At 59.2% G+C, this 25,522-nt stretch carries 20 protein-coding genes and 1 tRNA gene; 14 read left to right on the forward strand and 7 right to left on the reverse strand.

Annotation, left to right across the window (positions count from 1 at the left end; all coding sequences use genetic code 11):
* Nucleotides 1–168: 168 nt before the first annotated feature.
* The gene (locus tag HMPREF2547_RS03975; protein ID WP_172954634.1) at nucleotides 169–2,157 is read right to left on the reverse strand and encodes an ATP-dependent DNA helicase; all 1,989 of its coding nucleotides are present in this window, start codon (nucleotides 2,155–2,157) and stop codon (nucleotides 169–171) included.
* Nucleotides 2,158–2,285: 128 nt separating this feature from the next.
* The gene (locus tag HMPREF2547_RS03980; protein WP_016422259.1) at nucleotides 2,286–3,596 is read right to left on the reverse strand and encodes a nicotinate phosphoribosyltransferase; all 1,311 of its coding nucleotides are present in this window, start codon (nucleotides 3,594–3,596) and stop codon (nucleotides 2,286–2,288) included.
* A gap of 81 nt (nucleotides 3,597–3,677) precedes the next feature.
* On the opposite strand from HMPREF2547_RS03980, the gene clpS reads away from it, so the two are divergent.
* From clpS to HMPREF2547_RS04020, 8 genes are all read left to right on the forward strand, one after another.
* Nucleotides 3,678–3,971, forward strand: coding sequence for an ATP-dependent Clp protease adapter ClpS (gene clpS, locus HMPREF2547_RS03985; RefSeq protein WP_005511165.1), 294 nt, complete (start codon nucleotides 3,678–3,680; stop codon nucleotides 3,969–3,971).
* 30 nt (nucleotides 3,972–4,001) lie between these two features.
* The gene (locus tag HMPREF2547_RS03990; protein WP_049189745.1) at nucleotides 4,002–4,553 is read left to right on the forward strand and encodes a DUF2017 domain-containing protein; all 552 of its coding nucleotides are present in this window, start codon (nucleotides 4,002–4,004) and stop codon (nucleotides 4,551–4,553) included.
* Nucleotides 4,554–4,638: 85 nt separating this feature from the next.
* Nucleotides 4,639–5,742: a P1 family peptidase gene (locus tag HMPREF2547_RS03995; RefSeq protein ID WP_070604794.1), complete on the forward strand. Its 1,104-nt coding sequence runs from the start codon at nucleotides 4,639–4,641 to the stop codon at nucleotides 5,740–5,742.
* Nucleotides 5,743–5,758: 16 nt separating this feature from the next.
* On the forward strand, nucleotides 5,759–6,433 hold the full coding sequence (locus HMPREF2547_RS04000; RefSeq protein ID WP_016422263.1) for a rhomboid family intramembrane serine protease: 675 nt from the start codon (nucleotides 5,759–5,761) through the stop codon (nucleotides 6,431–6,433).
* 108 nt (nucleotides 6,434–6,541) lie between these two features.
* Nucleotides 6,542–7,408 (forward strand): glutamate racemase, encoded by an 867-nt coding sequence (murI, locus tag HMPREF2547_RS04005; protein WP_016422264.1) that lies wholly within the window; start codon nucleotides 6,542–6,544, stop codon nucleotides 7,406–7,408.
* Between the two features lie 73 nt (nucleotides 7,409–7,481).
* The gene (locus HMPREF2547_RS04010; protein ID WP_048733014.1) at nucleotides 7,482–8,264 is read left to right on the forward strand and encodes an MBL fold metallo-hydrolase; all 783 of its coding nucleotides are present in this window, start codon (nucleotides 7,482–7,484) and stop codon (nucleotides 8,262–8,264) included.
* A 68-nt stretch (nucleotides 8,265–8,332) separates the two neighbouring features.
* Nucleotides 8,333–9,094: a ribonuclease PH gene (rph, locus tag HMPREF2547_RS04015; protein ID WP_049193334.1), complete on the forward strand. Its 762-nt coding sequence runs from the start codon at nucleotides 8,333–8,335 to the stop codon at nucleotides 9,092–9,094.
* Complete coding sequence (locus tag HMPREF2547_RS04020; RefSeq protein WP_070604797.1) at nucleotides 9,091–9,792, forward strand: non-canonical purine NTP pyrophosphatase; 702 nt, start codon at nucleotides 9,091–9,093, stop codon at nucleotides 9,790–9,792. Before rph ends, HMPREF2547_RS04020 begins: the two co-directional genes overlap by 4 nt.
* Before the next feature lie 22 nt (nucleotides 9,793–9,814).
* On the opposite strand, the gene HMPREF2547_RS04025 is transcribed toward HMPREF2547_RS04020, so the two are convergent.
* The gene (locus tag HMPREF2547_RS04025; RefSeq protein WP_005511118.1) at nucleotides 9,815–10,168 is read right to left on the reverse strand and encodes a DUF3817 domain-containing protein; all 354 of its coding nucleotides are present in this window, start codon (nucleotides 10,166–10,168) and stop codon (nucleotides 9,815–9,817) included.
* A gap of 33 nt (nucleotides 10,169–10,201) precedes the next feature.
* Nucleotides 10,202–10,597, reverse strand: coding sequence for a hypothetical protein (locus HMPREF2547_RS04030; protein WP_070604800.1), 396 nt, complete (start codon nucleotides 10,595–10,597; stop codon nucleotides 10,202–10,204).
* A gap of 223 nt (nucleotides 10,598–10,820) precedes the next feature.
* Here HMPREF2547_RS04030 and HMPREF2547_RS04035 point away from each other — a divergent pair.
* The 5 genes from HMPREF2547_RS04035 (at nucleotide 10,821) to HMPREF2547_RS04055 (ending at nucleotide 21,748) form a co-directional block, all read left to right on the forward strand.
* A tRNA-Leu gene (locus HMPREF2547_RS04035) sits at nucleotides 10,821–10,902 on the forward strand.
* Nucleotides 10,903–11,063: 161 nt separating this feature from the next.
* Nucleotides 11,064–11,477 carry a hypothetical protein gene (locus HMPREF2547_RS04040; protein ID WP_224783804.1) on the forward strand — a complete coding sequence of 138 codons (414 nt, stop codon included), beginning with the start codon at nucleotides 11,064–11,066 and terminating at the stop codon, nucleotides 11,475–11,477.
* Nucleotides 11,478–11,659: 182 nt separating this feature from the next.
* On the forward strand, nucleotides 11,660–11,857 hold the full coding sequence (locus HMPREF2547_RS04045) for a hypothetical protein (protein WP_016422270.1): 198 nt from the start codon (nucleotides 11,660–11,662) through the stop codon (nucleotides 11,855–11,857).
* 352 nt (nucleotides 11,858–12,209) lie between these two features.
* Nucleotides 12,210–21,347 (forward strand): type I polyketide synthase, encoded by a 9,138-nt coding sequence (locus HMPREF2547_RS04050; RefSeq protein WP_246819618.1) that lies wholly within the window; start codon nucleotides 12,210–12,212, stop codon nucleotides 21,345–21,347.
* Nucleotides 21,344–21,748 carry a holo-ACP synthase AcpS gene (locus tag HMPREF2547_RS04055; protein ID WP_016422272.1) on the forward strand — a complete coding sequence of 135 codons (405 nt, stop codon included), beginning with the start codon at nucleotides 21,344–21,346 and terminating at the stop codon, nucleotides 21,746–21,748. The genes HMPREF2547_RS04050 and HMPREF2547_RS04055 overlap by 4 nt, the downstream gene beginning before the upstream one ends.
* Nucleotides 21,749–21,760: 12 nt before the next feature.
* On the opposite strand, the gene HMPREF2547_RS04060 is transcribed toward HMPREF2547_RS04055, so the two are convergent.
* From HMPREF2547_RS04060 to bcp, 3 genes are all read right to left on the reverse strand, one after another.
* Nucleotides 21,761–23,521 carry a neocarzinostatin apoprotein domain-containing protein gene (locus HMPREF2547_RS04060; protein ID WP_080971516.1) on the reverse strand — a complete coding sequence of 587 codons (1,761 nt, stop codon included), beginning with the start codon at nucleotides 23,519–23,521 and terminating at the stop codon, nucleotides 21,761–21,763.
* Nucleotides 23,522–23,681: 160 nt separating this feature from the next.
* Nucleotides 23,682–24,341 carry a TetR/AcrR family transcriptional regulator gene (locus tag HMPREF2547_RS04065; protein WP_049172878.1) on the reverse strand — a complete coding sequence of 220 codons (660 nt, stop codon included), beginning with the start codon at nucleotides 24,339–24,341 and terminating at the stop codon, nucleotides 23,682–23,684.
* A gap of 75 nt (nucleotides 24,342–24,416) precedes the next feature.
* A complete protein-coding gene (bcp, locus tag HMPREF2547_RS04070) occupies nucleotides 24,417–24,944 on the reverse strand; it encodes a thioredoxin-dependent thiol peroxidase (RefSeq protein WP_049172881.1) in 528 nt (175 codons plus the stop codon).
* A 150-nt stretch (nucleotides 24,945–25,094) separates the two neighbouring features.
* On the opposite strand from bcp, the gene HMPREF2547_RS04075 reads away from it, so the two are divergent.
* Nucleotides 25,095–25,376 (forward strand): DUF3618 domain-containing protein, encoded by a 282-nt coding sequence (locus tag HMPREF2547_RS04075; protein WP_038628049.1) that lies wholly within the window; start codon nucleotides 25,095–25,097, stop codon nucleotides 25,374–25,376.
* Nucleotides 25,377–25,522: the final 146 nt, after the last annotated feature.

Below are 25,522 nucleotides of genomic sequence, written 5' to 3' on the forward strand. Positions count from 1 at the left end.
TTCTAATCTCGTGCACGGCTGCCAAGTGTCCTGCTTCATTAGCTCGGGCACTGTAGCAGTGCTGTGTTTCACATCACAATAATGTATTGGATAGAAAAGCGTGGGATTTTTTCCAGAAACTATGCCTAATCCAGCGTCACCTCGTGAGCCCAGACAGCCCCCTCTGAATCAGCTTTGGGTCAGCCGCTGCAACGCTCCAGCCGCAATATCCAGGTTGGTCGTCCGCCAGAAGTCAGGCATCGACGCGGCAATCCAGGAACCATAGCGTGCAGTAGCCAACCGTGAATCCAGTACCGCAACAACCCCGCGGTCATCGACTTGGCGTAGCAGACGACCAGAACCCTGCGCCATCAGCAGCGCTGCATGTGTCGCTGAGACCTCCATAAAACCGTTTCGGCCAGCGGCATTAGCCGCATCGGAGCGCGCGGACAAAAGCGGGTCGTCGGGGCGGGGGAACGGGATGCGATCGATGATGACACACGATAGCGATGGGCCAGGAACATCGACGCCTTGCCACAGCGTCAGCGTGCCAAACAAGCATGTCTGCGGATTAGCTGCGAAGCGATCAACCAGAGCACCGATAGAGTCATCGCCTTGGCACAGCACGTCGTAAGGCAGGCGCTTGCGCATTTCCTCCGCCGCTGCCTCGGCGCCTCGGCGAGAAGAAAACAGCCCGAGCGTTCGCCCACCAGCGGCGCGGATGAGGCGCTCCATGATCGCGAACTGCTCCGGTGTGGCGCCGTCGCGTCCAGGTCGTGGCAGGTCGCGTGCGACGTAGAGGATGCCAGATTTCTGCGGGTCAAAGGGCGTGCCGACGTCCAAGCCATCCCACCCACCGGAGGGAAGCCCCCAAGCGGCGGCCATGGCATCGAACTTGCCGCCAAGAGCAAGTGTTGCTGAGGTCAAAACGACGGTGGATTCGCCGAAGAGGCGTTCGCGAAGCAGTGCTGCGATGGACAGGGGAGCGACATAAACTGTCTTGTTCTCGCCAAGCCATACGACATCGTCGCTACTGAACTCTAGAATTCGCACGACTGTGTCGTGCATATTCTCCACGGCAGCGCGGACGGTCTGGCGCTCAGTGTTGTCAGAGTCAGAACTCGAACCACCGGAGCCCGACCCGCCAGAGCTGCCTGAACTAGAGGTGCCTAGCGTGGTCTGTAGTTGCCACAGGCTATCGCGGAGCGAAGCTAGCGCCGCTCCAAGCTCACCGGGAATTTCTTCGAGTGCGCCGCTGTAGGCGTCGGCAAGCAATGCGACGGTCTCGCCGAGTAGATCCGTGGCATCGGTGACATCATCCACCTGCTCTGCGGCTCCGAATTTGCGGGCGCGCCGGGCCATCATGGTGATACCGGCAGGGGAGAGCTCGTCGGTGGCAACAGAGGTGATTCGACCGTCGAGCTCGTGAGCCTCGTCAATGACAACGCAGTCGTGCTGCGGCAAAATCATGGCGTCGGAGAGCGCATCGATGGCCAACAGTGCGTGATTGGTGACAACGATGTCAACGTTGGAGGCCTCGCGGCGGGCTTGTTCGGCGAAACACTCCTCGCCGAAAGGGCAGGAAATGGCACCGACGCATTCGCGAGCCGTGACGGAGACCTGCCGCCAGGCTTCGTTGGAAACGCCCTTGTCCAGGCTGTCGCGGTCGCCGGTGTCGGTGTCATTGGCCCACTCGCGTAGCCGCATGACCTCGGCAGCGGTTCGGCTGAGCTGCGCTTCGCTGAGGAGGGCAGTGGGGCCAACGGCGTCACCTGAGCTGGCCTGCTCGGATTCATCACCGTCCATGACGGGATCTTTGATGACATTTCCGACCTTGGACTTGCACAGGTAGTTCGAGCGGCCCTTGAGGATTGCGAAGGTTGGCGTGCGGGACAAGTGTGGCTCTAGCGAACTGACTAGCCGCGGCAAGTCGCGTTCGACCAGCTGGCGTTGCAGCGCAATGGTCGCCGTGGAAACGATTACAGACTCGTCGGACTCCATTGCTTGCACAATGGCAGGCACCAGGTAGGCCAGCGACTTACCCGTACCGGTGCCTGCCTGTACCGCTAGGTGCCGCTCGCGCGCAAAGGCGGAGGCCACCGACCGGGACATTTTGACCTGATTCGGTCGAGTCGTTCCGCCGAGTCCCTTCACTGCCGCATCGAGAAGAGCTTCGATGCTATCCGCGTTATGGACGCTGGCTCTCGGTGAAGCTAGCTCGTCAACATCGTCAAAGTCCTCAAAGTCGTCCGATAGCTCAGCAAAATCTGCGTGCTCGGGAGTGTCCGACACAGTTCCCCCGCCGCCTAAACGCCGTGAAAACGGACGGACAGTACCGGCTCGTCACGGGAAAGTGCGAGCCCCTCCCACGGGAGGCTGACCAGCGCCTTAACCAAGTGATCGCGGGACTCCTCCAAGGTCGGTAGACCATCGACGACCTCGCCATCGCGCATCATCGGAATGGTCAGATCGCGGTAGTGCAGGTTGCCCACATCCGGGATTTCCGAGCCGAGCGGGAAAGCGATTTCCTCCACGGCGGTACCGGAACGGCGACAGGTACGAATCGCCGCCTTCACGCCACCATGGCTCCGCTTATCCAGAGAACGCTTGGCGACGGGCACCCCATCAACTTCGACCATCTTGTAGACCAGGCCCGCAGTCGGTGCGCCGGAGCCAGTGACTACAGAGGTGCCCACGCCGTAGACATCGACCGGCTCTGCCCTCAGCGCCGCAATGGCGAACTCGTCGAGGTCAGAGGACACTACGATGTTGGTGTTGTGTGCACCCAGCGAGTCCAGCTGCTGACGCACCTGGCGAGCGAGAACTCCGAGGTCGCCGGAGTCAATACGTACACCGCCGAGTTCCGGACCCGCGACCTCAATAGCCGTATTGACGCCCTCGGTGATGTCGTAGGTATCCACCAACAAAGTGGTGTCGGTTCCCAGTGTGTCAATCTGAGCCTTGAAGGCCGCAGCCTCGTTCGTCGTGCCATCTGGGTTGGTGTGCAACAGAGTCCACGCGTGCGCAGCGGTACCGGAGGCTGGGATGTTGTACCGTGCCGCTGCCTCCAAGTTGGAGGTGGCGCTAAAACCTGCCAGGTAAGCGGCGCGGGCAGCAGTCACAGCTGCTTCTTCATGAGTGCGACGCGAACCCATTTCAATAATCGGGCGCCCACCGGCAGCCGTGACCATTCGGGTTGCTGCCGAGGCGATGGCGGAGTCCGCATTGAGAATGGAGAGAATAACAGTCTCCAAAATGACGCACTCGGCGAAAGTGCCTCGCACCGTCAAAATGGGCGAGGCGGGGAAGTAGAGCTCTCCCTCGCGGTAGCCGTCGACTTGGCCACTGAAGGAATAGTTACGCAGGTAATCCAGCGTCCTGTCATCGAGGAAGTCCAGCGAAGCCAGCTGTTCCTCGGTGAAGCGGAAGTTGCGGATAGCATCCAACACACGCGCTGTACCAGCGACAACGCCATAGCGACGCTCATTCGGCAGGCGACGGCCAAACACCTCGAAGGCGACCTGGCGCTCGCCGGATCCGTCGGCAAGCGATGCCTGCAGCATCGTCAGCTCGTACTTATCGGTGAGAAGGGCGGTGGAGGAATGCTTATCAATCACGGTCAACAGTCTAGTCGGCTGAAGCGGGCCGGGGCAGTCGGTTCCGGCGAGCGCGCGCCACTCCGTACTATCCTGGTGCCTATGAGCATGCCAGCAGCAACACCGATGCCCACTATGGATGCCGATGTCGTGACGGAATCGAACCGACCCTGGCAGTGCATTGTGTGGGATGACCAGGTTAATTCGATGAGTTATGTCACCTACGTGTTTCAGATGCTCTTCGGCATGGACCGAAAGAAGGCGCACGCGCTGATGATGACGGTTCACACGGAGGGCAAGGCAATCGTGTCTTCCGGTGAGCGTGACAAGGTGGAGGCCGATGTGAAGAAGCTCCACAAGGCAGGCTTGTGGGCAACAATGGAGCAGGCTGACTAAGCCGATATTCGACAGCGGGAGAGAATTTACATGCGTCCTTGGAAGCGCAAGCGATCCCTTCTCGGCGGTGGCGTCAAGTACGTCACGGCTTTTGAAGGCACGGAGCGGGATTTGCTGCTGAATCTGGCTGCTACTGTGGCGGACTCGCTGATGGAGCGAGCCCGGTCGGCACCGAAGAATGAGCTCGCGGAAATGACGGGAATGCCTGTCGGACACTCCGAGGCCCCATCCGATCCGAAGCTTGCGCGCCTGTTGCCGGACTTCACCAAGCCGGGTGAGGAGAGCGTGGAGGGGGAAAACGCCCTCATGCGCCAGCTGCATGAATCGGAGATTGTAGAGAGCAAGCTCCATTCCCTGCGTGCGATTATCGACGCCCTGGAGCCCGCCGAGTCGGGGCAGGTATCCATTTCCGAAAGTGATGCCCATGCCTGGGTGGCGGGTATCAATGACCTACGTATTTACCTGCATGTTTCCATGGAGAACCTCAATGGCTCCATCGAACAGATTGAGCAGACCGACGCGATGTACCAGTGGCTGTCCTACAACCAAGAGTCACTGTTGGACCAGCTCATGGGTGAGTAGCGAATCCGAGCAAAACCCCGAAAAGATGCAGTAATCAACTGAGGTTAGCTGCCATGAACTGTGGTGAAAGGTGCCGTGGTCGACAATGAATTCTGAGATCTTCGCAATCAGCCCCACCGACATTCGACACCAAGCCAGCAGTGCTGCGCTGGGCGCGAGCATCGACATCGGCGCAGGCTGTCTCGACTCCATCGACGGCATCTCTATCGGCCATGCTTCTGAGGGGGATACCGGAGTCACCGTCATCGCCGCTCCAGGCGGTGCTGTCGGCGCTGTCGATGTCCGCGGCGGCGGTCCGGGCACCCGCGAGACCGACCTGCTCGCACCGGAGAATACCGTCGAACGCGCCCACGCTGTCGTTTTGGCTGGCGGCTCCGCGTACGGCCTCGCAGCTGCCGACGGAGTTATGCGCGAACTGCGCGACCGCGGCATTGGCTTTGAGGTCACCCCAACTCGTCCGGATATCCTCGTGCCCATCGTTCCCGGTGCTGTCATCTTCGACTTGCTGTTGGGGGAGCCGACGCTGCCCACCGCTGAACTAGGGCGCGAGGCGTTGTCGCACGCGCTTGACGACGTCCCGGAGGACACTCCCTCCGGGACAGTAGGTGCCGGTGTCGGTGCTATGGCCGGGGCAATCAAGGGTGGTTTTGGACAAGCCCGTGTGACCTCCGCCGATGGTAAGTACTTTGTGGCTGCCGCAATGGTGGTGAACTCCTTTGGTGCGGTCATTGACCCGGAGGGACACCTTTACGGAATGCCCGCGGCTGCCGGTGCCAGCAAGGAGGCATTGGCCCGGCTGGACCAGGTTTTCGTCGGTAGGACCAAGATTCTCGCCGATGCGGCTGGACACGGGGAATCGTCGGCAAGCACGCGAAACACAACGATTGGCACGTTGATAACCAATGCGCCGGTGACAACTGCGCAGTTGAAGCGGTTGGCGATGTGCGGTCATGACGGGTTGGCGCGAGCGATTCGGCCGGCTCATGCGCCGATGGACGGTGACACGCTGTTTGCCCTCAGCTCGGCCGAGGCGGCGGATAGCGGAAACGCTGAACCCGTGGGCTCGGATGTGGTGGCCCTGTTGGCTGCGATGGCGGCCGATGCGGTGCAGATGGCTATTGTCGATGCCGTGATGAGTGCAACGGGACGCGCGGAAGTAGCCGCGCTGTCAGAGATGCTGGACAAGTAGTGAAGGAAGTTCGCCAATGAATCCGCAATGGAGCTCGGGACAACAGCAGAATTACCAGAACTATGCGCAGTACCCGATGGGCGGTCCCGTGCAGACGCGGCGGAATAATCAGATTGTTCCACAGGATCGCGACGGCGGGCTCGGGGCGGCCATCAGTACGGCTATTGGGTACCTGGCACTTATCTGGACGGTCTTTCTTGTCAACGAATTCATCTTTGGTGGGGCGCTGAACAACTTCGGTGTGCGCCCACGCGAAACCTCGACGCTGTGGGGAATTTTGACCGCACCGCTGCTGCACGCAGATTACGGGCACATTGTGGCGAACTCTCTGCCCGGGGCGTTGTTCGCCGGTTTGATTGCAATGTCGTCGAAGCGGCTATTTTGGCAGGTCACACTCTTGATTACGGTCGTTGGTGGCGGTCTGACCTGGCTGGTCGGCGGTGTAAATACCGTCCACATCGGTGCGTCCGGCCTGATTTACGGCTGGCTGGCGTTTTTGGTCGTACGCGGTTTCGTGAATCGTCGGGTGATGCAGATTATTTTGGGCGTGATTCTGGCATCGATGTATTCGGGTCTTATCTGGGGAGTGCTGCCAACACAGATGGCTGTTAGTTGGCAGATGCACCTCTTCGGTGGGCTTGCGGGCATCTGGGCTGCGGTGATGTTTAAGCGCGGTCGTGCACGTGGCTAAGAGTGCACGTCGCTAAGAGCCCGAGGTACGTGGCATCAGCTCCTGACGAAATCGGCCTAGAATAGGAGCTTCGGTGTTTGACCAACGATATGAGGAGTCCAGATAGCGGTGGGAGCAGGAGCAGAAACTCAGGCAGTCAATCAGCTGACAGCGCAGGATAGCGGCTTCCCCGACCGAACAGCGCCGATTGGCATCTTTGACTCCGGCGTCGGTGGGCTGACAGTGGCACGTGCCATCATGGATCAGCTGCCGCACGAGTCGATTATGTACATCGGCGATACTGCCAACGGCCCTTACGGGCCGCTGCGCATCGCCGAGGTTCGTCAGCACGCTGAAGCGATTGCCGATGAACTGGTTGCACGCGGCTGCAAGATGATTGTCATTGCCTGCAACACGGCTTCGGCCGCATTTTTGCGTGATGCCCGCGAGCGCTACCCAGTCCCAGTAGTCGAGGTCATTCTGCCCGCTGTGCGCCGTGCGGTCTCGACCACCAGGAACGGAAAAGTCGGCGTAATCGGTACCGCCGCCACAATTCGCTCCCGTGCCTACCAAGATCTCTTTGATGCAGTGCCCGGCGTGGATGTCTCCGCGGTCGACTGCCCGCGATTCGTGGACTTTGTCGAGCGAGGAATTACCTCCGGTCGCCAGATTCTGGGACTTGCAGAGGGCTACCTCGCGCCATTGCAGGCCGATGGTGTGGACACCCTCGTGCTGGGCTGCACCCACTATCCGCTGCTGTCTGGTGTGATTCAGCTGGCTATGGGGGAGGACGTCGCCCTAGTGTCGTCGGCGGAGGAGACGTCGAAGGATGTTCTGCGCATCCTCACAAAGACCGACATGCTCGCTGACCCGGAGAGTAATCCGAACCCTGTGCGCACATTCGAATCCACTGGAGATCCGCAAGTTTTTGCATCCCTGGCAAAGCGCTTCCTTGGGCCGGGTATTAGCCAGGTCACTATGCATTCCCAAATGTGACCTTTCTTATTAAATCCAGACACTCCATTGGTTTTTTGCTCGTTTTTGATCAATTACATGGCAAGCTTGAAGTATGCGATTGAAGGTTCTGGGATGTACAGGCAGCATGGGTGGCCCATCGGCGCCAGCATCTGGCTACCTCATTGAGCTGGATAACGGTCGAACCTTTGTCATTGATTTGGGTCCCGGTGTCCTCGCCGAATTGCAGAAGATCTCTGATCCTGCAGCTTGTGATTTGTTACTAACTCATGTGCACCCAGACCACACTGCAGACATTCCAGGGCTGCTCGTCTGGCGTCGCTTCCACCCGACAGCCCCGGCGAGTTCCCGGAATCTCCTGGTTGGCCCCGGAGACATTCACGACCGGATAGGCACCATGTGCAAAGCACTGGGAAGTGAAGAAGATGCCAACCTGGAAGACACTTTTGACCAGGTTGTGAGTAACCCAGGTGAGCCACTGTTAGTCGGTGGGGGCGAAGCGGACGGAGGCGCCGTCGTCACGCCGTATAACATGGTCCACCCGGTGCCAGCTGTTGGATATCGCATTGAAGCAGATGGTCTGACCATTGCGTACACCGGAGATACTGCGTGGACCGATGAATTGGTGGAGCTGGCGCGGGATGCGGATATCTTCATCTGTGAAGCCACATGGTGCAGCAACGAAGAGGGCACCCCACCGGATATGCACCTGACGGGCTACGAGGCCGGAAAGGCAGCGACGCTGGCGGGGGTTAAGAAGTTGGTGCTGACTCACATTCCGCCATACGCCGACGGTGAAGAAGCACTACGTGCTGCGAAGAGTACCTTTGCCGGTGACGTTGAATTGGCCTACCTGGGCATGGATCTAGGCGGCTAGTCTCAGCGACTACCGGGTTTCCGTACAGCTGTCGCACCGCTTTCGCGCCGGGCGGTAGGGTAGTTGGCATGACTACAGCTAATTCCGATTTTCGCCGTGCCGATGGACGCGCGGTTGATGAAATGCGCAAGGTGACCATCACTCGCGGCTTCACCGACAATCCGGCCGGTTCTGTGCTGGTTACTTTCGGTAATACGCGTGTAATGTGCACCGCTTCCGTCGAACAGTCGGTGCCACGATTCAAGCGTGACTCCGGCGAGGGCTGGTTGACCGCTGAGTACTCCATGCTGCCGGCCTCTACCCACGAGCGCATGCCCCGCGAGTCAATGCGCGGCAAGGTCAAGGGTCGCACTCACGAGATTTCCCGTCTGATCGGTCGCTCCTTGCGAGCTGCTATCGACTTGAAGGAACTCGGTGAGAACACCATCAACATCGACTGTGATGTTCTGCAGGCGGATGGTGGTACTCGAACCGCTTCCATCACCGGTGCGTACGTCGCGCTGGCTGATGCCCTGACCTACCTGCATGCAGCGGGTGCAGTTCCGGGCACCCCGCTGAAGGCACCAGTCGCAGCTGTTTCGGTTGGCATTATTGATGGCCGTGTCTGCCTGGATCTGCCTTACGAGGAGGACTCTCGCGCTGAGGTCGACCTCAACGTGGTGATGACCGCAGAGGGTAAGTTCGTCGAAATCCAGGGCACTGGCGAGGAAGGCACCTTTGACCGAGGTCAGCTGAATGACATGCTCGACTCGGCGGAAAAGGGTCTGCGTGAGCTCGTTGCCCTGCAGCAGGAAGTTCTGCGTGCGCCGTACCCGGGTGAGCTGCCGTGAAGCTCCTCGTCGCTACCCGAAATTCTAAAAAACTAGTCGAGCTCGACCGCATCCTGCGTGCGGCGGGTATTGATTCGGTGGAACTTCTTTCGCTTAGCGACGTCCCGGAGTACCCAGAGCGCCCCGAAACCGGTCGCACTTTTGCGGACAACGCCTACATCAAGGCTTTCGATGGTGCGACACACACCGGCTACGCGTGCTTGGCAGACGATTCGGGGCTCAGCGTCGATGAGCTAAACGGCATGCCGGGTGTGCTCTCGGCGCGCTGGTCCGGCACTCACGGCGACGATGTCGCTAACTACGAGCTGCTGCTCGCCCAGATGGGGGACTGCCCAGATGAGCGTCGTACGGCGTCCTTCCGTACCGCCTGCGCGTTGGTCGTCCCCGGTGCCAAGGAGGTGCCGTCCGCGCTTGCCGACGGCGGTTTCCCAGCCGTCCTCGATGAAGCCGGTAATCTGCTGCTGGTTGTAGAGGGCCGCTGGCCTGGCGCCATTCTGCGCGAGCCTGTTGGGGACAATGGGTTCGGCTACGATCCGGTGTTCGCGCCCGCAGTTGGGGAGGGCAACGAAGCTGAGGGGGCCTTGTCTGCGGCACAAATGAGCGCCGAAGACAAGGACGCTTTTAGCCACAGGGGGCGTGCACTGCGTGCCTTGACTCCGGCGCTGAAAATTCTGGCTGAGGTTGAGGCTAAGGGGTAGCCCTCGGGCTGCCGAGAGCCCGCTACTTCAGCTGGAAAGCGGTCTCGACTTCCTCACGGCGCTTCTTCTCGACAAAGAAGGAGAGGAACGGGACCACGCCACCGAGCGCGGTGATGATCCACTTTGCTGGTTCCCAGCGGGCTTTGGTGCCCAGGTTTACGGTGGCAATGAGGAATGCCATGTAGCCGAAGCCGTGAATCTGGGCGGTGTAGAAGAACCACCGCGGCGCGTCGGCGGAGTTGTCGAGGATGAGGTACTTGTAAATCATCTCGGCACACAGCAAGAGCAGCATCACACCCGTGAAGTAGGCAGTGACGGAGAAGTACGTCAGTGCCTTCCTTACGCGCTCTTGCCGATCTGGATTGATGTTGGTCACTAAAAGTCCTTTTCTCGAATAAGCAGTTATCGCCTAGGCGTTGGTGCCAGAGTCCGTCGATTGTGTCTCATCCACAGGCTGCATCTTTCGCGAGCCATCTGGGTTGGTCGGCAGGAATTCGTCTGGAATTTCCGTCATGACATCGTCTTTAGCCTCAAATGCGGCCTCGCTATTGCCGCTCAGGCGTTCGCGTTCGTACTCCATGTATTTGCGGTAGGCCCAAATAAAGAACAGGCCGAAAGCGGGCCACTGCAGTGCGTAGCCCAGGTTTTGGAATGAGCTGGTTGTGTTCCACCTGCTGAGCTGCCAGTAGGCGAGTGCAAGAGTGGCGCCGACTGCAAGAGCCAAGAAGATTAGTTGCACCACGCGGGTACGAGTGGGAATCTTCGCTGGCTTGTCAGTGGTATTGGGATGCTGTGAAGTGGACACATAACCACCATAGCTAGTCCGTGACCTGCCAAGCTAGCGCGCTCGCTGGATAAGGCAGGCGATGGGACATTAGGAATTCAGCTAGGACATTAGGAAATCTGCGGCAAACCCGTTAAAGTGTGTACAGTCCAAATGAGCTGTGAAAGTTCGTTGCGCCTGTAGGTGGCTAATAGGTAGTCCATGCTTACGGGGACTGTACGTAACTGTCACGGATTCGCGACGGGCGCCTGTGGCGGAATTGGCAGACGCGCTGGATTTAGGTTCCAGTGCCTTAGGGCGTGGGAGTTCAAGTCTCCCCAGGCGCACACATAAATACCCCGTGACTATGCAGGTCACGGGGTTTTTCGTTCTCCACCCCGCCAGATTTTCCGCCCTCATTAGGCCGCGTGCCCAAAATCTGGCCCATTTCCCGCCCGAAGCTATTCCAAGGTCGCTAATCTCCCGTGCACGGTGTAGAACCATGACTATGAAAATTGTTGTCTGCGTCGTTTATCCCCGCTACCCAGATAACACTGAACCTCTCGGCGGGTTCGTCGAGTCTGAAGAAACCGCCCTCGCGATTGACAACTGGTGGCGCGCACAACCCGGCGACATGATTGGCACCTGGGAAGACTTCGAAGTCGAGGTTGAAAGCCGCGACCAGCTCCTCTACGGAGTGTTTAGTGGTACCCCCACTCTTGAAATCACCGATAGCAATTTCTGGGACCCCATCTGTCACGGGGTGTACACCGACCGCAAGGTGGCTGAACACGCGGCAAAACCCAAGACAATGTGGGAGGCCAACAACTGCCCGCCAAAGTTCGTGCTCCCCTTCCGTCTGGGCTGGAAATTTGACCGGTATTTCCCCGATGGAAAACCCTGGCCGCCAGACCAGTTGTAGACCTGCGACAGTCCTGCCTCTTTTAGCGGGAACGCAAGACGGGGCAGTCGCACAGCGCGCGTGAGTGCCATTCTGGGAAACCTTTGTTCGCTCATTCCACTGCGTAGGGCAATCGAATCTGTCGATACAATGACGCTGATCGAATCGTATCTTGAATCGTAAGGTGGAAGCAGGGAGGCAACATGAGCATCTCGATGCATCTGGATGAGTACATGGCGCGTCGTGGCATAGTTCCCGACGACACTGTGGTCAACGATGATCCCTGCGCAATCTTCGACGGCAAGGTCGAGCGCGATGGTAAGTCGCAGCAGGACCTTGAAGAGTCAGAGCGGCGCTTAGAAGAAGCGGAGTCCACAATTCTGGATATGCTAGGCGATTAATTGAGGAAAGATTGAGCGTTCTCGGCGCCCATTGACACGCATTCCGGGTGTGATGTTCATCACCGATTGGGCATAAATTGGCTCGGTCTTCCCGGCTTCATTTTCCACCGCCGGTGCTGCCAGGGTGATGAAGCGCAAGCAACTTATCGACAAGGGAACACTGTTTCCTACCTGCGAAGTTCTTTCACCTTCGAAACGCTGTGCTCGCTTATCTCGCAGCCGTGTTCAGCCTCTCGTTTTGGGGCTGCAAATTATCTTCGCGTTGATGGTGTCGCGAAACTGCGCGAGAAAAACATGATGGATTCCTCATGATTTATGGCATAGTGTCCTGGCAAGGATTTGGAAACAAAAGATGTTTTCATTTCGTACTCCACAAGACAAGGACCTCAGCCACGTGAAATACGAAAAACTCGCCACTTTGCAGACCAACGTCGTAACTGCTCCAGACCTGGGCACTTTTGCAGTCACTTTCGCCGGTCAATCGCAACCATGGCTGGACACTCTCTCCAGCGTCATGGCCAGTGGCAACTCAAAGAAACTACGGGAAGTTTTCACTCGCGCTGAGGAACTGCTCACACCGCTTGACGACGATCTCATCGGCCAGCTTCCCGCAGGTTTCGACCCCTTTGGCTGGGCAATCTCACTCGTTACAGACGAGCCATTTACCGGAGATACAACCAACCCTGCGGTCAGCGTCCCGGGCATCGTCTTGGCACAGTTGGGCATTGTCGAGTTGCTGGAAAAGCAGGGAATTAATATCACCGAAGCGGTAGCGGTAACCGGTCATTCGCAAGGTGTTCTTGCCGCTGAGATTGTCGCTCGCCCAGAGAAGGCAGCAGAGCTTCTGGCGCTAGCTCGCCTCATCGGTGTGGCGTGTGCGCGCGGAAGCCGAGTAGCCGGATTTGGGCGCGCGCCGATGATGAGTATCTCTGGCCTGACGGTCGAGGAGTTGGAGCCTTTCCTCCCCCAGGGCTGTGTCATCGGTCTGAAGAATACGCAGACTACCAGCGTAGTTATCGGCAAGCAGGATGAACTAGACCAGCTGGCAGAGCAGCTCGCAGCGCAGCAGCCGAAGGGGCGGGAAGTCGAATGTACAGTTCTGCCAGTTAGTGGCGCATTCCATCACCCAGCGCTGGCACCTGCTGTGGCATGGGTAGTGGAGCGAGCTGAGCGCATTGGGCTAGATGCGGAAACGGCAGACCGGCTTGCGCGTGCAATCTTGGTTGACCCCAGTGACTGGAGCGCCGAGGTACGGGGGCTCATCGACCAAGGGGCAACCACCATTTTGGATCTGGGGCCGAACACAGGCGTCGTCAAGCTGACAGAACGTAACGCTGAAGGCTATGGCGTGGCGGTGATTCCTGCGGCGACAGCTGCGGGGAGGGGCGTCCTGTCTGAGAGCGACATTGAGCATCCGACATCGTGGCTGGAGTTTGCGCCGCGTCTGGTCACTGGAGACAAGCCCCGTGTCGAGACGAAGTTCACCAAGTTGACCGGGCGCTCGCCAATTCTGCTCGGCGGTATGACCCCGACAACCGTTGACCCTGAAATTGTGGCGGCTGCTGCGAATGCGGGGTTCTGGGCGGAGCTGGCCGGTGGCGGCCAAGTCACGCCGGAAATCTTCGAGGCTAATGTGGCGCGACTCTCCGATCTGCTCGAGGAGGGCCGCAGTGCACAGTTCAACACCATGTTTTTGGATCCGTACCTGTGGGGTTTGCACATTGGAAGCCGCCGTTTGCTCCCGCGCGCAGTGGCAGCGGGGCGACCGATTGATGGCGTCACCATCTCCGCGGGAATCCCCGAGGTGGACGAGGCAGTTGAGCTAGTAAAGCAGCTGCGTGAGGGCGGGATTCCGCATATCTCCTTCAAACCGGGCACAATCGCTCAAATCGAGTCGGTGCTCGAAATTGCAGACACCTTGGCGCAGCAGGGCACGCCGTATCCAATCATCATGCAGGTTGAAGGTGGGCGTGCCGGTGGCCACCACTCCTGGGAAGATCTCGATGACCTGCTAATTAACACCTACGCAAAGATCCGCAAGCGAGATGTGGTGCTTGCTGTTGGCGGCGGTATCGGCAAGCCAGAGCAGGCCCGTGATTATCTGATGGGCACGTGGTCGACACGGTGCGGATTGGCGCCGATGCCGGTAGATGCTGTCATCATCGGCACAGCTGCGATGGCAGCAAAGGAGTCGACCGCCTCCGAGTCCGTGAAACAAATGTTGGTCGACACCGTCGGCACTGACAACTGGATTCCCGCTGGTAGCGCCATGGATGGCATGGCGTCGGGGCGCAGCCAGTTGGGTGCTGATATCCACGAAATTGATAACGCCGCAGCACGCGCAGGCAGATTGCTTGACGAAGTCGCAGGTGACCTCACTAAGGTGACTGAACGACGCGCAGAGATCATCGAGGCGATTAACGCCACCGCGAAGCCGTACTTCGGGGATGTCGTCACCATGACGTATGCCGAGGTGCTGAATCGCTATCTCGAATTGTGTGCGCCCGAAGGGACGTTCCTCGATCCAACGTGGTCGACGCGCTTTGTCGCACTCGTCGATCGCGTAGAGGCACGATTGAATGCAGTCGACGCGGGCACGTTTGACGCGCTTGCCGACGGCGACAGCTTGCGCACTCAGCCGCAGAATGAAATCTCGCGACTGTCCGGCCTGCTGGATCTGGATACCCAGCTCCACCCAGCAGATGTCACCTTCTTTATCTCTGAGCTCTGCCGCACACCTGGCAAACCTGTGCCATTCGTTCCGGTTATCGATGATGAGGTTCGTCGCTGGTGGCGATCGGACTCCCTATGGCAGGCGCATGACTCTCGCTACGATGCGGATCAAGTCTGCATCATCCCAGGGCCGCAGGCTGTTTCGGGCATTACCCGCGCGAATGAGCCAGTAGCGGAAATTCTGGGTCGGTTTGAAAAAGCTACTGCACAGGCATTGATGGATATCGGCTACCTGCCGGAGGCACCTGTTGACGCCCTCAGCCGGATGCTCGCAGCACCTGTGATTTGGTGGGCTGGTCGACAGCAGCCGAATCCGGCGCTGGCACTTGGCGCGGAACATGAGTGGGTATGTGTATCTGACGCAAGTGATGTCTCTCGTTCACAACGCCTGGAGCACCCAGGTACTGGTGCCATTTTGGAGACCATTGGAGTTGATGGCAGCAATGATGAGGGCGGGGAGGAGCTCGTCTGGGCACAGCTGACCGTTCCGCTGCCCGATGCTGCGGGGGAGAATACGCAACTGCGAATTCGCCTGTGCCAGAGTGCAGCGGTGGGCGCAGTGCCCGTCGTCAAGCATGAGGATGCGGCAGCCGCGATGCGGGAGCTGACGCGAATCGCGGCTGGCGGTGAGCTTGCAAACATCGTCGATGGGGTCGCGGAGTGGGAATCCGTGTGGGATCCGATGGCGATGGCTGACTACGATGCGGTCACTATTGCAGCTGCCGGCGATGAGTCGCAGGCGACGGTGCCGGACGCGTTGGTCGGGCATGCTTGGCCAGCGATTTTTGCGGCAGTCGCGCAGGCGCGTACTGAGACCGGCATTGATGTTGTTGAGGGCATGCTCGCGCTTGTTCACCTTGAGCATCACATTCGTATGATTGGGGCTCTGCCGCAGGAAACCACAACGTTGCGGATTAGCGCGCGTGTCGATGAGGTCGTTGATACGGACTTAGGGCGACTAGTTGTGGTGCGCGCGGAGGTTCGTGATGGCGATACGCTGCTCGCCACCTTGAGCGAACGGTTTGCCATTCGTGGCCGAAACGGCGGCGAGACAGCACGGACCAATACTGTGCCATTTCCAACGGTCACGGACACGCCACGGAGTTTCCGCGGTGCGTTGACCGTGGAAGCGCCTAAGGCGATGGAGCCATTTAGCTGTGTCACAGGCGATCGCAATCCTATCCACGTCGATTCCCGCGCGGCAGCGCTAGCTGGTCTACCAGGGGTTATTGTCCATGGAATGTGGCTGTCTGCAATGGCCGAGCATGCGGCTGTTGCCACGTCGGATGCCGGCATTGGCAATCGGGTGATTGAGTTCACGGCTACTATGCTGAGTCCGGTTCTACCTGGTCAGGAAGTGAAATTCTCTGTCGAACGCCGTGGTTTTGATGACCGTCCAGGCGCCGGTGAAGTCCGTGAAGTCACGGCCACAGTAGAGGGCGAGCTGGTACTGACTGCCACTGCTGTAATTGCCGCACCGACGACTGCATATGTCTTCCCTGGCCAGGGAATTCAATCACAGGGGATGGGGCTGTCTGCCCGGACTCGCAGCGTAGCGGCCCGCCGCGTGTGGGACCAGGCGGATGCGATGACCCGAGAGAAGCTTGGCTTTTCCGTACTGGCTATTGTTCGGGACAACCCGGTAGAGGTGGTTGTGGGTGGTGTGCGCTATTTCCACCCAGAAGGTGTCCTGAATCTGACTCAGTTCACCCAGGTTGCGATGGCGACGTTGGGGCTGGCGCAGGTTGCGGAGCTCCGTGAAGCAGGGCTGCTGGATGAAACAGCTCACTTTGCGGGACACTCTGTCGGTGAGTACAACGCGCTGGCGGCTTTCGCTGGTGCGCTTGACGCAGATGCCGCGTTGGAGGTTGTCTACCGCCGCGGTTTGACCATGCATGAACTGGTCGAACGTGATGAGCAGGGGAGGTCCAACTATGGTTTGTGCGCCCTGCGTCCGGACAAGATCGGCGTACGCGAGGACGAGGTCACTGAGTTTGTTAATCGGTTGTCGCAGGAAACCGGTGAGTTCCTCGAAGTCGTAAATCTCAACCTGGCAGGCAAGCAGTACGCCGTCGCCGGCACCGTCGCGGGTCTTGCGGCACTGGCTGAACAGTGCGAGCGCCGCAGCTCGGACGGCAAGGGATACGTGCGTATCCCAGGTATTGATGTGCCATTCCACTCCAGTGTCCTACGCGACGGTGTGGATTCCTTCCGTAAACACTTGGAGCGGCTGCTGCCAGCGGAAATCACTCCAGAGCGCCTGGTGGGACGCTATATCCCGAATCTCACCGCGACCTCTTTTGAGCTGACTGAGAAGTTCGTCCGCCAGATGGCTGCAGTCGTCGACTCAGACATTTTGGAACAAATCCTTGCCGACTTTGATACTGCCGCTGAAAACCCGGCGCGCCTGGCCCGCATGTTGCTGGTCGAGTTACTGGCCTGGCAATTCTGCTCACCGGTGAGGTGGATCGAAACGCAGGATCTGCTGCTTGAGGATCTCGGCGTCAGCCGCATTATTGAAGTTGGTGTAGGTACAGCGCCCACACTGGCAAACCTGGCTGCCCGCACCTGCCAGTTGCCCCGTCACCGAAGCCGTGACATTCGAGTACTCAATCTCGAACGTGATGCTGATGCAGTGTTTATGCGCGACCAAATTCAGCCGGAAAAGACTGAGCTCGAGTCGGAGGTGACACCGGAGCAGGACACGGCGCAGGCTCTATCTGGAGCAGCGGGAGAAACAGGAGCAGCAGGAGCAGCGGAGCCGGCAGTATCTGTCGACCAACTCGCGGCGACCGAACAGGCAACCACGATCACGAGTGCTGCCACTCCGGCTGCCGAAGTTGCTGATATCGCAGTCAGCCCGGCAGAAGCGTTGGAAGTTCTTATTTGCCAATGGACGAAGGTGCGCCCCGACCAGCTCGGTGCCGCCGACTCCATTGAGACTCTGGTCGATGGAGTCTCATCTCGACGCAATCAACTGCTGCTCGATCTCGGAGTGGAATTCGACCTCGGTTCAATCGAAGGGGCCGCAGATGCGGAACTGGCTGATCTAAAGGACAAGATTGATAGCTTGGCCAGTGGGTATTCGGCATTCGGTCCGATTCTCTCCGAAGCCATTGCCGACGGTATTCGCCGGATTACCGGTCCTGCCGGTGCAGGCGCGAATTACATCGATGACTATGTGGTCGATGAATGGCAGCTCGGCAAGGGGTGGGCAACCGCAGTTAGCGCCGAGATGATGCTCGGTACTCGCGAGGGCGCATCCCTGCGCGGTGGTGATCTTGCGCATCTGGCGCCGGCCGCCCCAACCAGTACTGCTGAACTCAACCAGCTGATCGATGAAGCAATCCTCGCGGTCGCCTCGCAGCGAGGTGTATCTGTCGCTAAGCCGTCGGCAAGCGACAGTAGTGCTGGGATGGTCGACTCGGCTGCACTCACTGAGTTTGCAGATAAACTGACTGGTCAACGAGGAATTCTTGCCACCGCTGCACGCACGATTCTGGAGCAACTCGGCCACGAAATTACCGGTGCCATTGACTTCGATGCCGAAGACGCCGACAGCAACCTGGTAAATCTCGTCACTGCTGAACTCGGTGCGGACTGGCCGAAGCTGGTCACCCCGACGTTTACGCCCACCAAGGCAGTGCTTCTCGACGACCGCTGGGCCACCTCCCGCGATGACCTAGCACGCCTCTGGGCAGCCACTGATGAAGACGTGGCTGACACCGCGCCGGGCAGTATCCACGAAACCGCAGTCGAGCAGGCACAGTGGTGGGCTGCCAAGGCAGACGAGGCAGGGCGGGCACAGTTGGCGAGTATCTACCGACAGCTGTCGGATGAGGCCATCACGAATGTGGATGAACTGCCGATGAATGCCGACATCGCTGTTGTTACCGGTGCATCGCCAAATTCGATTGGCTCCGCCGTAACTGCACAGTTGTTGTCTCAGGGCGCAACCGTTGTTGTCACTACCTCACGCCTGGGACATGAGCGCCTGAGCTTCTACAAGCAGCTCTACCGTATGCATGCGCAGGGCGAGGCGAAGCTGTGGGTGGTACCGGCGAACCTGTCCAGCTTCCAGGACCTGGATTCCCTTATCGACTGGATCGGAACCGAGCAGACTACGACGATTGGTGCGGAAGTGGTTGTGACCAAGCCCGCGCTGTCACCGACGCTGCTATTCCCGTTCGCGGCGCCTACGGTCTCAGGTTCGCTTGCCGACGCCGGTCCTGCGTCCGAGACCCAAATGCGTCTGCTTCTGTGGTCGGTGGAACGACTCATCGCAGGGATATCAGCACTTGGCGGGGACAATAATCTGGACCATCGTTTGCATGTGGTGCTGCCGGGTTCACCGAACCGTGGTCGCTTCGGCGGTGATGGTGCCTATGGTGAAGCCAAGGCCGCACTCGATGCAGTGGTGGCGCGCTGGAATGTGGAGGACGCTTGGCGCACCCGCGCCACTCTGGCTCATGCACAGATTGGTTGGGTTCGAGGCACCAACCTGATGGGTGGAAACGATCCGCTGGTTGCTGCAGTGGAAACAAAGGGAGTTCGCACCTTCTCCACCGAAGAAATGGCAGCTGAACTCATTGAGCTCGCGAGCTCGGAGGCTCGGAAGAAGGCACAAACCCGCCCGATTCAGGCCGATCTCACCGGCGGATTGGGTGACGTCGACCTCAACATTGCGCAATTGGCGCAGGAGGCTGCGCAGGCGGCTGGCCCAACAGCTCAAAGCTCCGAGGTCGCTAGCGGGGCGCGTTCGCAGGAGCCGTCGTCAAGCCGTGTTCTGAGCGGTCTGCCAAGCCCACGCCGACCAATTGCGCAGACAACACCGACCTTTGGTGACATCGCAGCGGCTCCGGAGGACATGGTGGTCATTGTGGGCGCCGGTGAGCTTGGGCCGTACGGTTCTTCCCGGACGCGCTTTGAGGCTGAAGTCGATGATATTTCTGCAGCAGGAATTGTGGAATTAGCCTGGTCAATGGGGCTGATTTCCTATGAGGGTGGCTGGCGCGATGCCGACGGGCAACCGTTGGCAGAAAGCGACATTGCTACGCGCTACCGCGATGAAGTACTGGCGCGAGTTGGTGTGCGTCGTTACGCCGATGATGGCGATTTGGTTGACAATACGATGACTGAGCTGACCACGGTCTACCTGGATCGTGCGTTGAGCTTTGCTGTGCGTGACCGCGCGGCAGCGGAGACTTTTGTCAGTTCCAACCCGGACAACACCACTGCGAGCTTCGATGCCGAGACAGGGCAGTGGCTTGTGACACGGGCCGCTGGCACGCCAGTTCAGGTTCCACGCCGAATGGCGATGAGCCGCTATGTTGGCGGTCAAATTCCGCAGGGCTTTGACCCGGCACGCTACGGTATTCCGGCAGACATGATGGACAATCTGGACCGCGTGAGCTTGTGGAACATTGTCTGTACTGTCGATGCCTTCTTGTCATCGGGCTTCAGCCCAGCGCAGCTGCTGGAAGCGGTCAACCCGGCGCGAGTGTCGTCGACACAGGGCACAGGTATTGGTGCGATGGAGTCGCTGCGCAGTCTTTACATCGACGGTCTGCTGGGGCAACCGCGAGCCAATGACGTCCTGCAAGAGGCATTGCCAAATGTTATTGCCGCCCACGTTATGCAGTCGTATGTCGGTGGCTACGGGCAGATGATTCACCCTGTGGCAGCCTGTGCGACGGCAGCGGTGTCGGTGGAGGAGGGCGTCGACAAGATTGCCCTGGGTAAGGCAGATTTTGTTGTCGCGGGTGGCTTTGATGACCTATCCACAGAGGGAATCACAGGTTTCGGCGACATGGCCGCCACAGCTGACTCCGCCACCATGGAAAACAAAGGCATCGAGCATGAGTACTTCTCCAGGCCGAACGATCGTCGACGCGGAGGTTTTGTGGAATCGCAAGGCGGTGGCACGGTGCTGTTGGCTCGCGGAGACATCGCCCGTGACATGGGGCTCCCCGTGCTCGGTGTCGTCGCATACGCCCAGTCCTTCGCCGACGGCGCGCACACATCCATTCCGGCGCCGGGTTTGGGCGCGCTAGCGGCCGCTCAGGGCGGCGAGAAGTCTCGGTTGGCTCGCGCCCTTGCAGCACTCGATGTCACTGCGGATCAGGTCGCGGTGTTGTCCAAGCACGACACCTCGACCAATGCCAACGACCCAAATGAGTCCGAACTGCATGAACGCATTGCAGATGAACTCGGTCGCGAGCGCTCTAACCCGCTGTTGGTGGTCTCTCAGAAATCGCTGACGGGACACGCTAAGGGTGGTGCTGCAGCGTTCCAGATCATTGGTCTGACCCAGGTGTTGCGCAGCGGCATTGTGCCAGGTAATCGATCGCTGGACTGCGTCGATCCCGCATTGGCTGAGCATTCGCGTCTGGTATGGCCAACGAAGGCAGTCAATTTCGGCAATACGTTGCCGCTGAAGGCTGGCTTTGTTACCTCGCTCGGGTTCGGACATGTCTCGGCACTGGTGGCAGTCGTGCATCCGGAAGCTTTCTACCAAGCGATAGTGCAGCACGATGGCGCTGAGGCTGCGGAGCGTTGGCGGTCCGCGGCGTACAACCGCGAAGCGGCTGGTCTGCGTCGCATTGATGAGGCTATTTACGGTGGAGAAGCCCTCTACGAGCGTCCACGCGAGCGAAACCTGGCGGACGGTGGTCGGTTCGGTTCACCCGCTGCATTGGAAAAGGCAGTTCTGCTTTCCGACGGCGCCCGTCTGATCGATGGTGTCCTCCAGCCATGATTGGCGTAGACCTCGTCTATATTCCGGGCTTCGAAGAGCAGCTGAATATGCCAGGAAGTCAGTTCGCGCAGGCTGTTTTCACACCTGCGGAGCTACTGGTAGCTAGGCGCCGCGGAGCAGTCGGCGGCGCGCTGGCGCGTCACTTAGCGGGCCGCTGGGCTGCGAAGGAAGCCTTCATCAAGGCCTGGTCGCAGACCCTCTTCGGCAGCCAACCGCCGATTGCGCGCGATCAGCTGGACTGGCGGGAAATAGAGGTGCAGCCGGATGCCTACGGTCGCGTGAGCATCAGTCTCCACGGTGCTGTGAGCCGCCATTTCCACGATCAGGAGTGGCAGCTGGGGCCGTCGTTAAGCATCTCGCACGACGGCGACTACGCAATCGCCGTCGTACGCCTGGACTAGTCCGGCACCGCGCTAATCGACGGACTTCTGACGGCGACCGACCAGGATGCCGGCACCGAAGATTAGCGCGCCCAGGATTGCGCCGGTTCCGGCGACTGCGGCGGTTTGGAGCGGGGAGTTGGTCGCGGCCTGCTGAGTCTGCACATCAACTTCGTCGAGGCCATTGCCGGAAGCGTTGGACTTTGCGGAAGCCTTGCCAGATGCCTTGGATGAGCCGCTGGCCTTGGACTCTCCGGTCTTGGAGGCACCGGTCTTCACAGCTTCTTCGCGTTCCTTGGCGGAGCCGCCGACGCTGAGGTCCGTGGCCGTGTCCTGGCTGCGGTCGGAGGAACCGTGAGCAGCAAAGGTGTAGAGTGCGCAGTCATTTTCGACGCAGTTGGCGGCCGATGTGACGGCCTCGACATTGAGCGTTGTGGAGAAGCTGCCGTCGGAGGACATCTGGGAGGTGCGGACAAACTCAGCGGCGGAGAAAGCATCAGCGTTGGTGGTGGAGAACTTGTTCTTCTCAGCCACTGCGACGTAGATGCCGTTGCCACTGGTCTTGAATCCGGTGCCGGAGACGGTAATTGGGGTGCTGCCCGATGGATTCAGTTCCGTGGTGGACAGGCTTACCGACGGGGTGCCGGTCGAGGAGCTGCTGCCGTTGGAGCTGCTGGAGCCGCTGGAGGCGCTGGTGCTACTCGTTCCACTAGACCCTGTGCTGCCACTGGTGCCGGAGCTTGCGCTGCCTGCGGACTGTGAGGAGCCACCGCCGGAGGGCAGGGTAGCGTCCTGCTTGGCAGCTCCGCCGGCAAACGATACCGCGGTCGCCGTGTCCTGGCTGCGGTCAGAAGAACCGTGAGCAGCAATGGTGTAGACCGAGCAAGCGTTCTGCATGCAGTCTGCCGTGCCGAACTTCGCGCTGACCGGAAGATCCACGCTGAAGCTGCCGTCGGACTTCAGGTTGCCGCGAGAGGTAGACACAAACTTGGTATCCGGGCCGAAGGAATCGGCGTTGGTCACATCCATCTGGTCATTTTGCGCGATACCGACGTAGATGCCCGGTCCAGAGGTCTTGAAACCCTTGCCTTCGACTCGAATGGTGTCGCCGCTCGGGTTCAAGTCTGAGGTCTTGGACAGGCTCACCGATGCGTTACCCCGTGACTGCGACGGTGACTGCGAGCCCGACTGTGACTGGGAGCCCGAACCAGCGCTCTGGCCACCGCTCGGCGCCGCGCCGGTGGAACCCTGCGATTGAGCAGCCTGGGAAGTAGCACCCGCCTTGAAGGTGATGGGGACCCACTGGTCATTGCTGCGGTCAGAAAGATTAGGGAACGCAGTAAAGGAGGCTACGTAGCACTGGGTAGAGGTGCAGTCGACATCGCCAAAGCTGGTCGCGACCTTCATCTCCTGCGTAAAACTTCCGTCCGCGCCAACCGTGACCTTGGCCGCTTCGCCGTAGGTCGAAGGGTAGCCCGACTTTGGCTTCTCGATTGTCTGGGCCAGGTAAATATTTGCGTTAGCGGGGTAGCCGACTCCCTTGATGGTCACGGTGGCGCCGTCGGACAGATCGGTGGCAGGGGTCACGGAGAGCTGGCGCTCAGACTGATCGGTGCTGCCGCCGAGAAGGTCGCCGATGCCGGGGAGCGAACCGCCGAGCTGTCCAATCGATGGCAGTGACTGTGCCGATGCGGGGACTGCGGGTAAAAATCCCGTACTCACTACGATTGCCGAAGCTAAAACAATAGAGCGGGGAAGCAGGCTCCGTCGGAAAGCGCCCTGCGTCGTGGACATGTGAACCTCTGATTCTGTTTGGGAGTTCCGGCGCAGGCGCGGCGAAAAACAGGGAACCCCACCGCGCTGACCAGAGTAAAGCGTAAACTAAGGCAAGCCTACCCTCCGCGTATTGATAAGGGCAATAAATGCCCCTGCCGAGGTGGGCGAGGGGTGCTCTCTAGTCTGCGGCCTCCGCGACGCTCATGAGATAAGAGATTGTCATGCGTTTGATTTCCTGCACCGTCAGCTCGTAATGAGCTTCCCGCTCAGCATCGCTTCCCGGATGGTCCACCGCATAATTCAGCAGGGCGTACGTGGCGTTAATCATGAGGTCGGAGATGAAGTTCAGTTCCGCATCGCTTGACGACGGCACCAGCGGGCGCAGCACCTTTGAAATCTCGGTGACCAGGCGTGACTTCGTATCTTCTGCGGTTGCGCGTGTGGCGGGCGTTGATTGAACAGCCAGCCATACGGCTCTTCTGGAAACGTCCTCGCGCCAGAGTTTTGCCAGGTGATCGATGAACTCCGAGAGAAACTCCGGCCATTTCAAGGTGGGGACTGTTTCGCCGAAGCGTGAGACTTCCTCGATGACGGCCTCGGTGTCCTGACGGTCGAGCTCGCAGATCATCACATACTTGTTTGCGAAGAATTGGTAGAGCGTGCCAATGGGGATATCTGCGATGCGAGCGACTTCGTCGAAAGTGAAAGACTCAAACCCGTGCTCGATGAGCACTGTGCGTGCCGAGCTGAGCATGCGTGCGTACCGCTCTCGGCTGCGTTGCTGAGCCGGAGTGCGACGGGGACGAAGAATATTCGGTGCGTCCTGGGATTGAGTCACTACTACGAAACCGTCTAATCGGGATGATGTGGGAGGAGAGTTTGGGGCCAGGGTCAAAGTAGGCCTTGCGGCTAGTTAGCTTTCGGAAGCCTGTGATTCCACGCCCAAGTCACGCAGTACGCGCTGGACGTGCCCCTTGGCGCGAACGTTGTACCAGGCCTTTTCAATTTCTCCTTCGGCATTAACCAGGAAAGTCGAGCGGATGACGCCCTGGACAATCTTGCCGTAGTTCTTCTTCTCGCCGAAAGCGCCGAATGCGGTCATGGTTTCCTTGTCCGGATCGGACAGAAGGGTGAAGTTTAAGCCGTGGTCCTCGCGGAACTTTGCGAGTTTCGCCGGCTTGTCCGGAGAAATACCTACGACAGGAATGCCGGCATCGTTCAGGGCAGCGGATTCATCGCGGAAGTCGCATGCCTCAGTGGTGCAACCTGGGGTGTTGGCCCGCGGGTAGAAGTAAATCAGCACGGGCTTGCCCGCGTAGTCCGACAGAGAAACCTGCTCTTCGGCGTCGTTGAGAAGAGTAAACGCTGGGGCAGGGTCGCCAGCTTCCAGACGGATGTTGTTCTGGCCGTATTCTTTGTCGCTGGAGGAAGAAGTAGTCATGGCTTCATCGTATCGACTCTGGAGCGGTGCGTGTCGACTCTGAAGCAATGCGTTGAGTTTTTCCCCGTGCTCGCCCACGTTGCTGTAGTGGAAGTGTTAGTCTTTTAGGCGAACAATCACTTTAGATATTCAACTTTTTAGGGAGTTTACGTGGCTCGCAGCATTGAAGATATCCAGCGCGATATTGAGCGTAACCGTAACCAGCTCGCCCGTACTCTGGATGAGCTAACCGTGCGAACGAATCCGAAGAACGTTGCGGATGACGCAAAGACCCGTGTTTTCGATGCTCTGAATGAGCCGAAGGTGCAGGCAGCACTGGGCGTCGTTGCCGCACTTGTTGTTGGTGGCATCGCAATGGGCATTCGTCGCAACCGCAATCGCAGCAAGGAAATTGACCGCATTCGCGAGATGATTGAGACTGCTGCTAAATAGTTTTTCGGTAATTAGCGCACGCGCTTCGGGTGGTTGCCTGGGGTCGTGCGCTTTTGCGTATCTAACCCTTGTTTGAGTCAGGCGTGGGGTGCGAGCGAGGGTTGCAAGTTGGGGGTTAAACGACAGAAAGTGTGTCTGGATTCGGT

The organism is Corynebacterium sp. HMSC055G02 (genome assembly GCF_001809065.1).
Taxonomy (GTDB): domain Bacteria; phylum Actinomycetota; class Actinomycetes; order Mycobacteriales; family Mycobacteriaceae; genus Corynebacterium; species Corynebacterium jeikeium_D.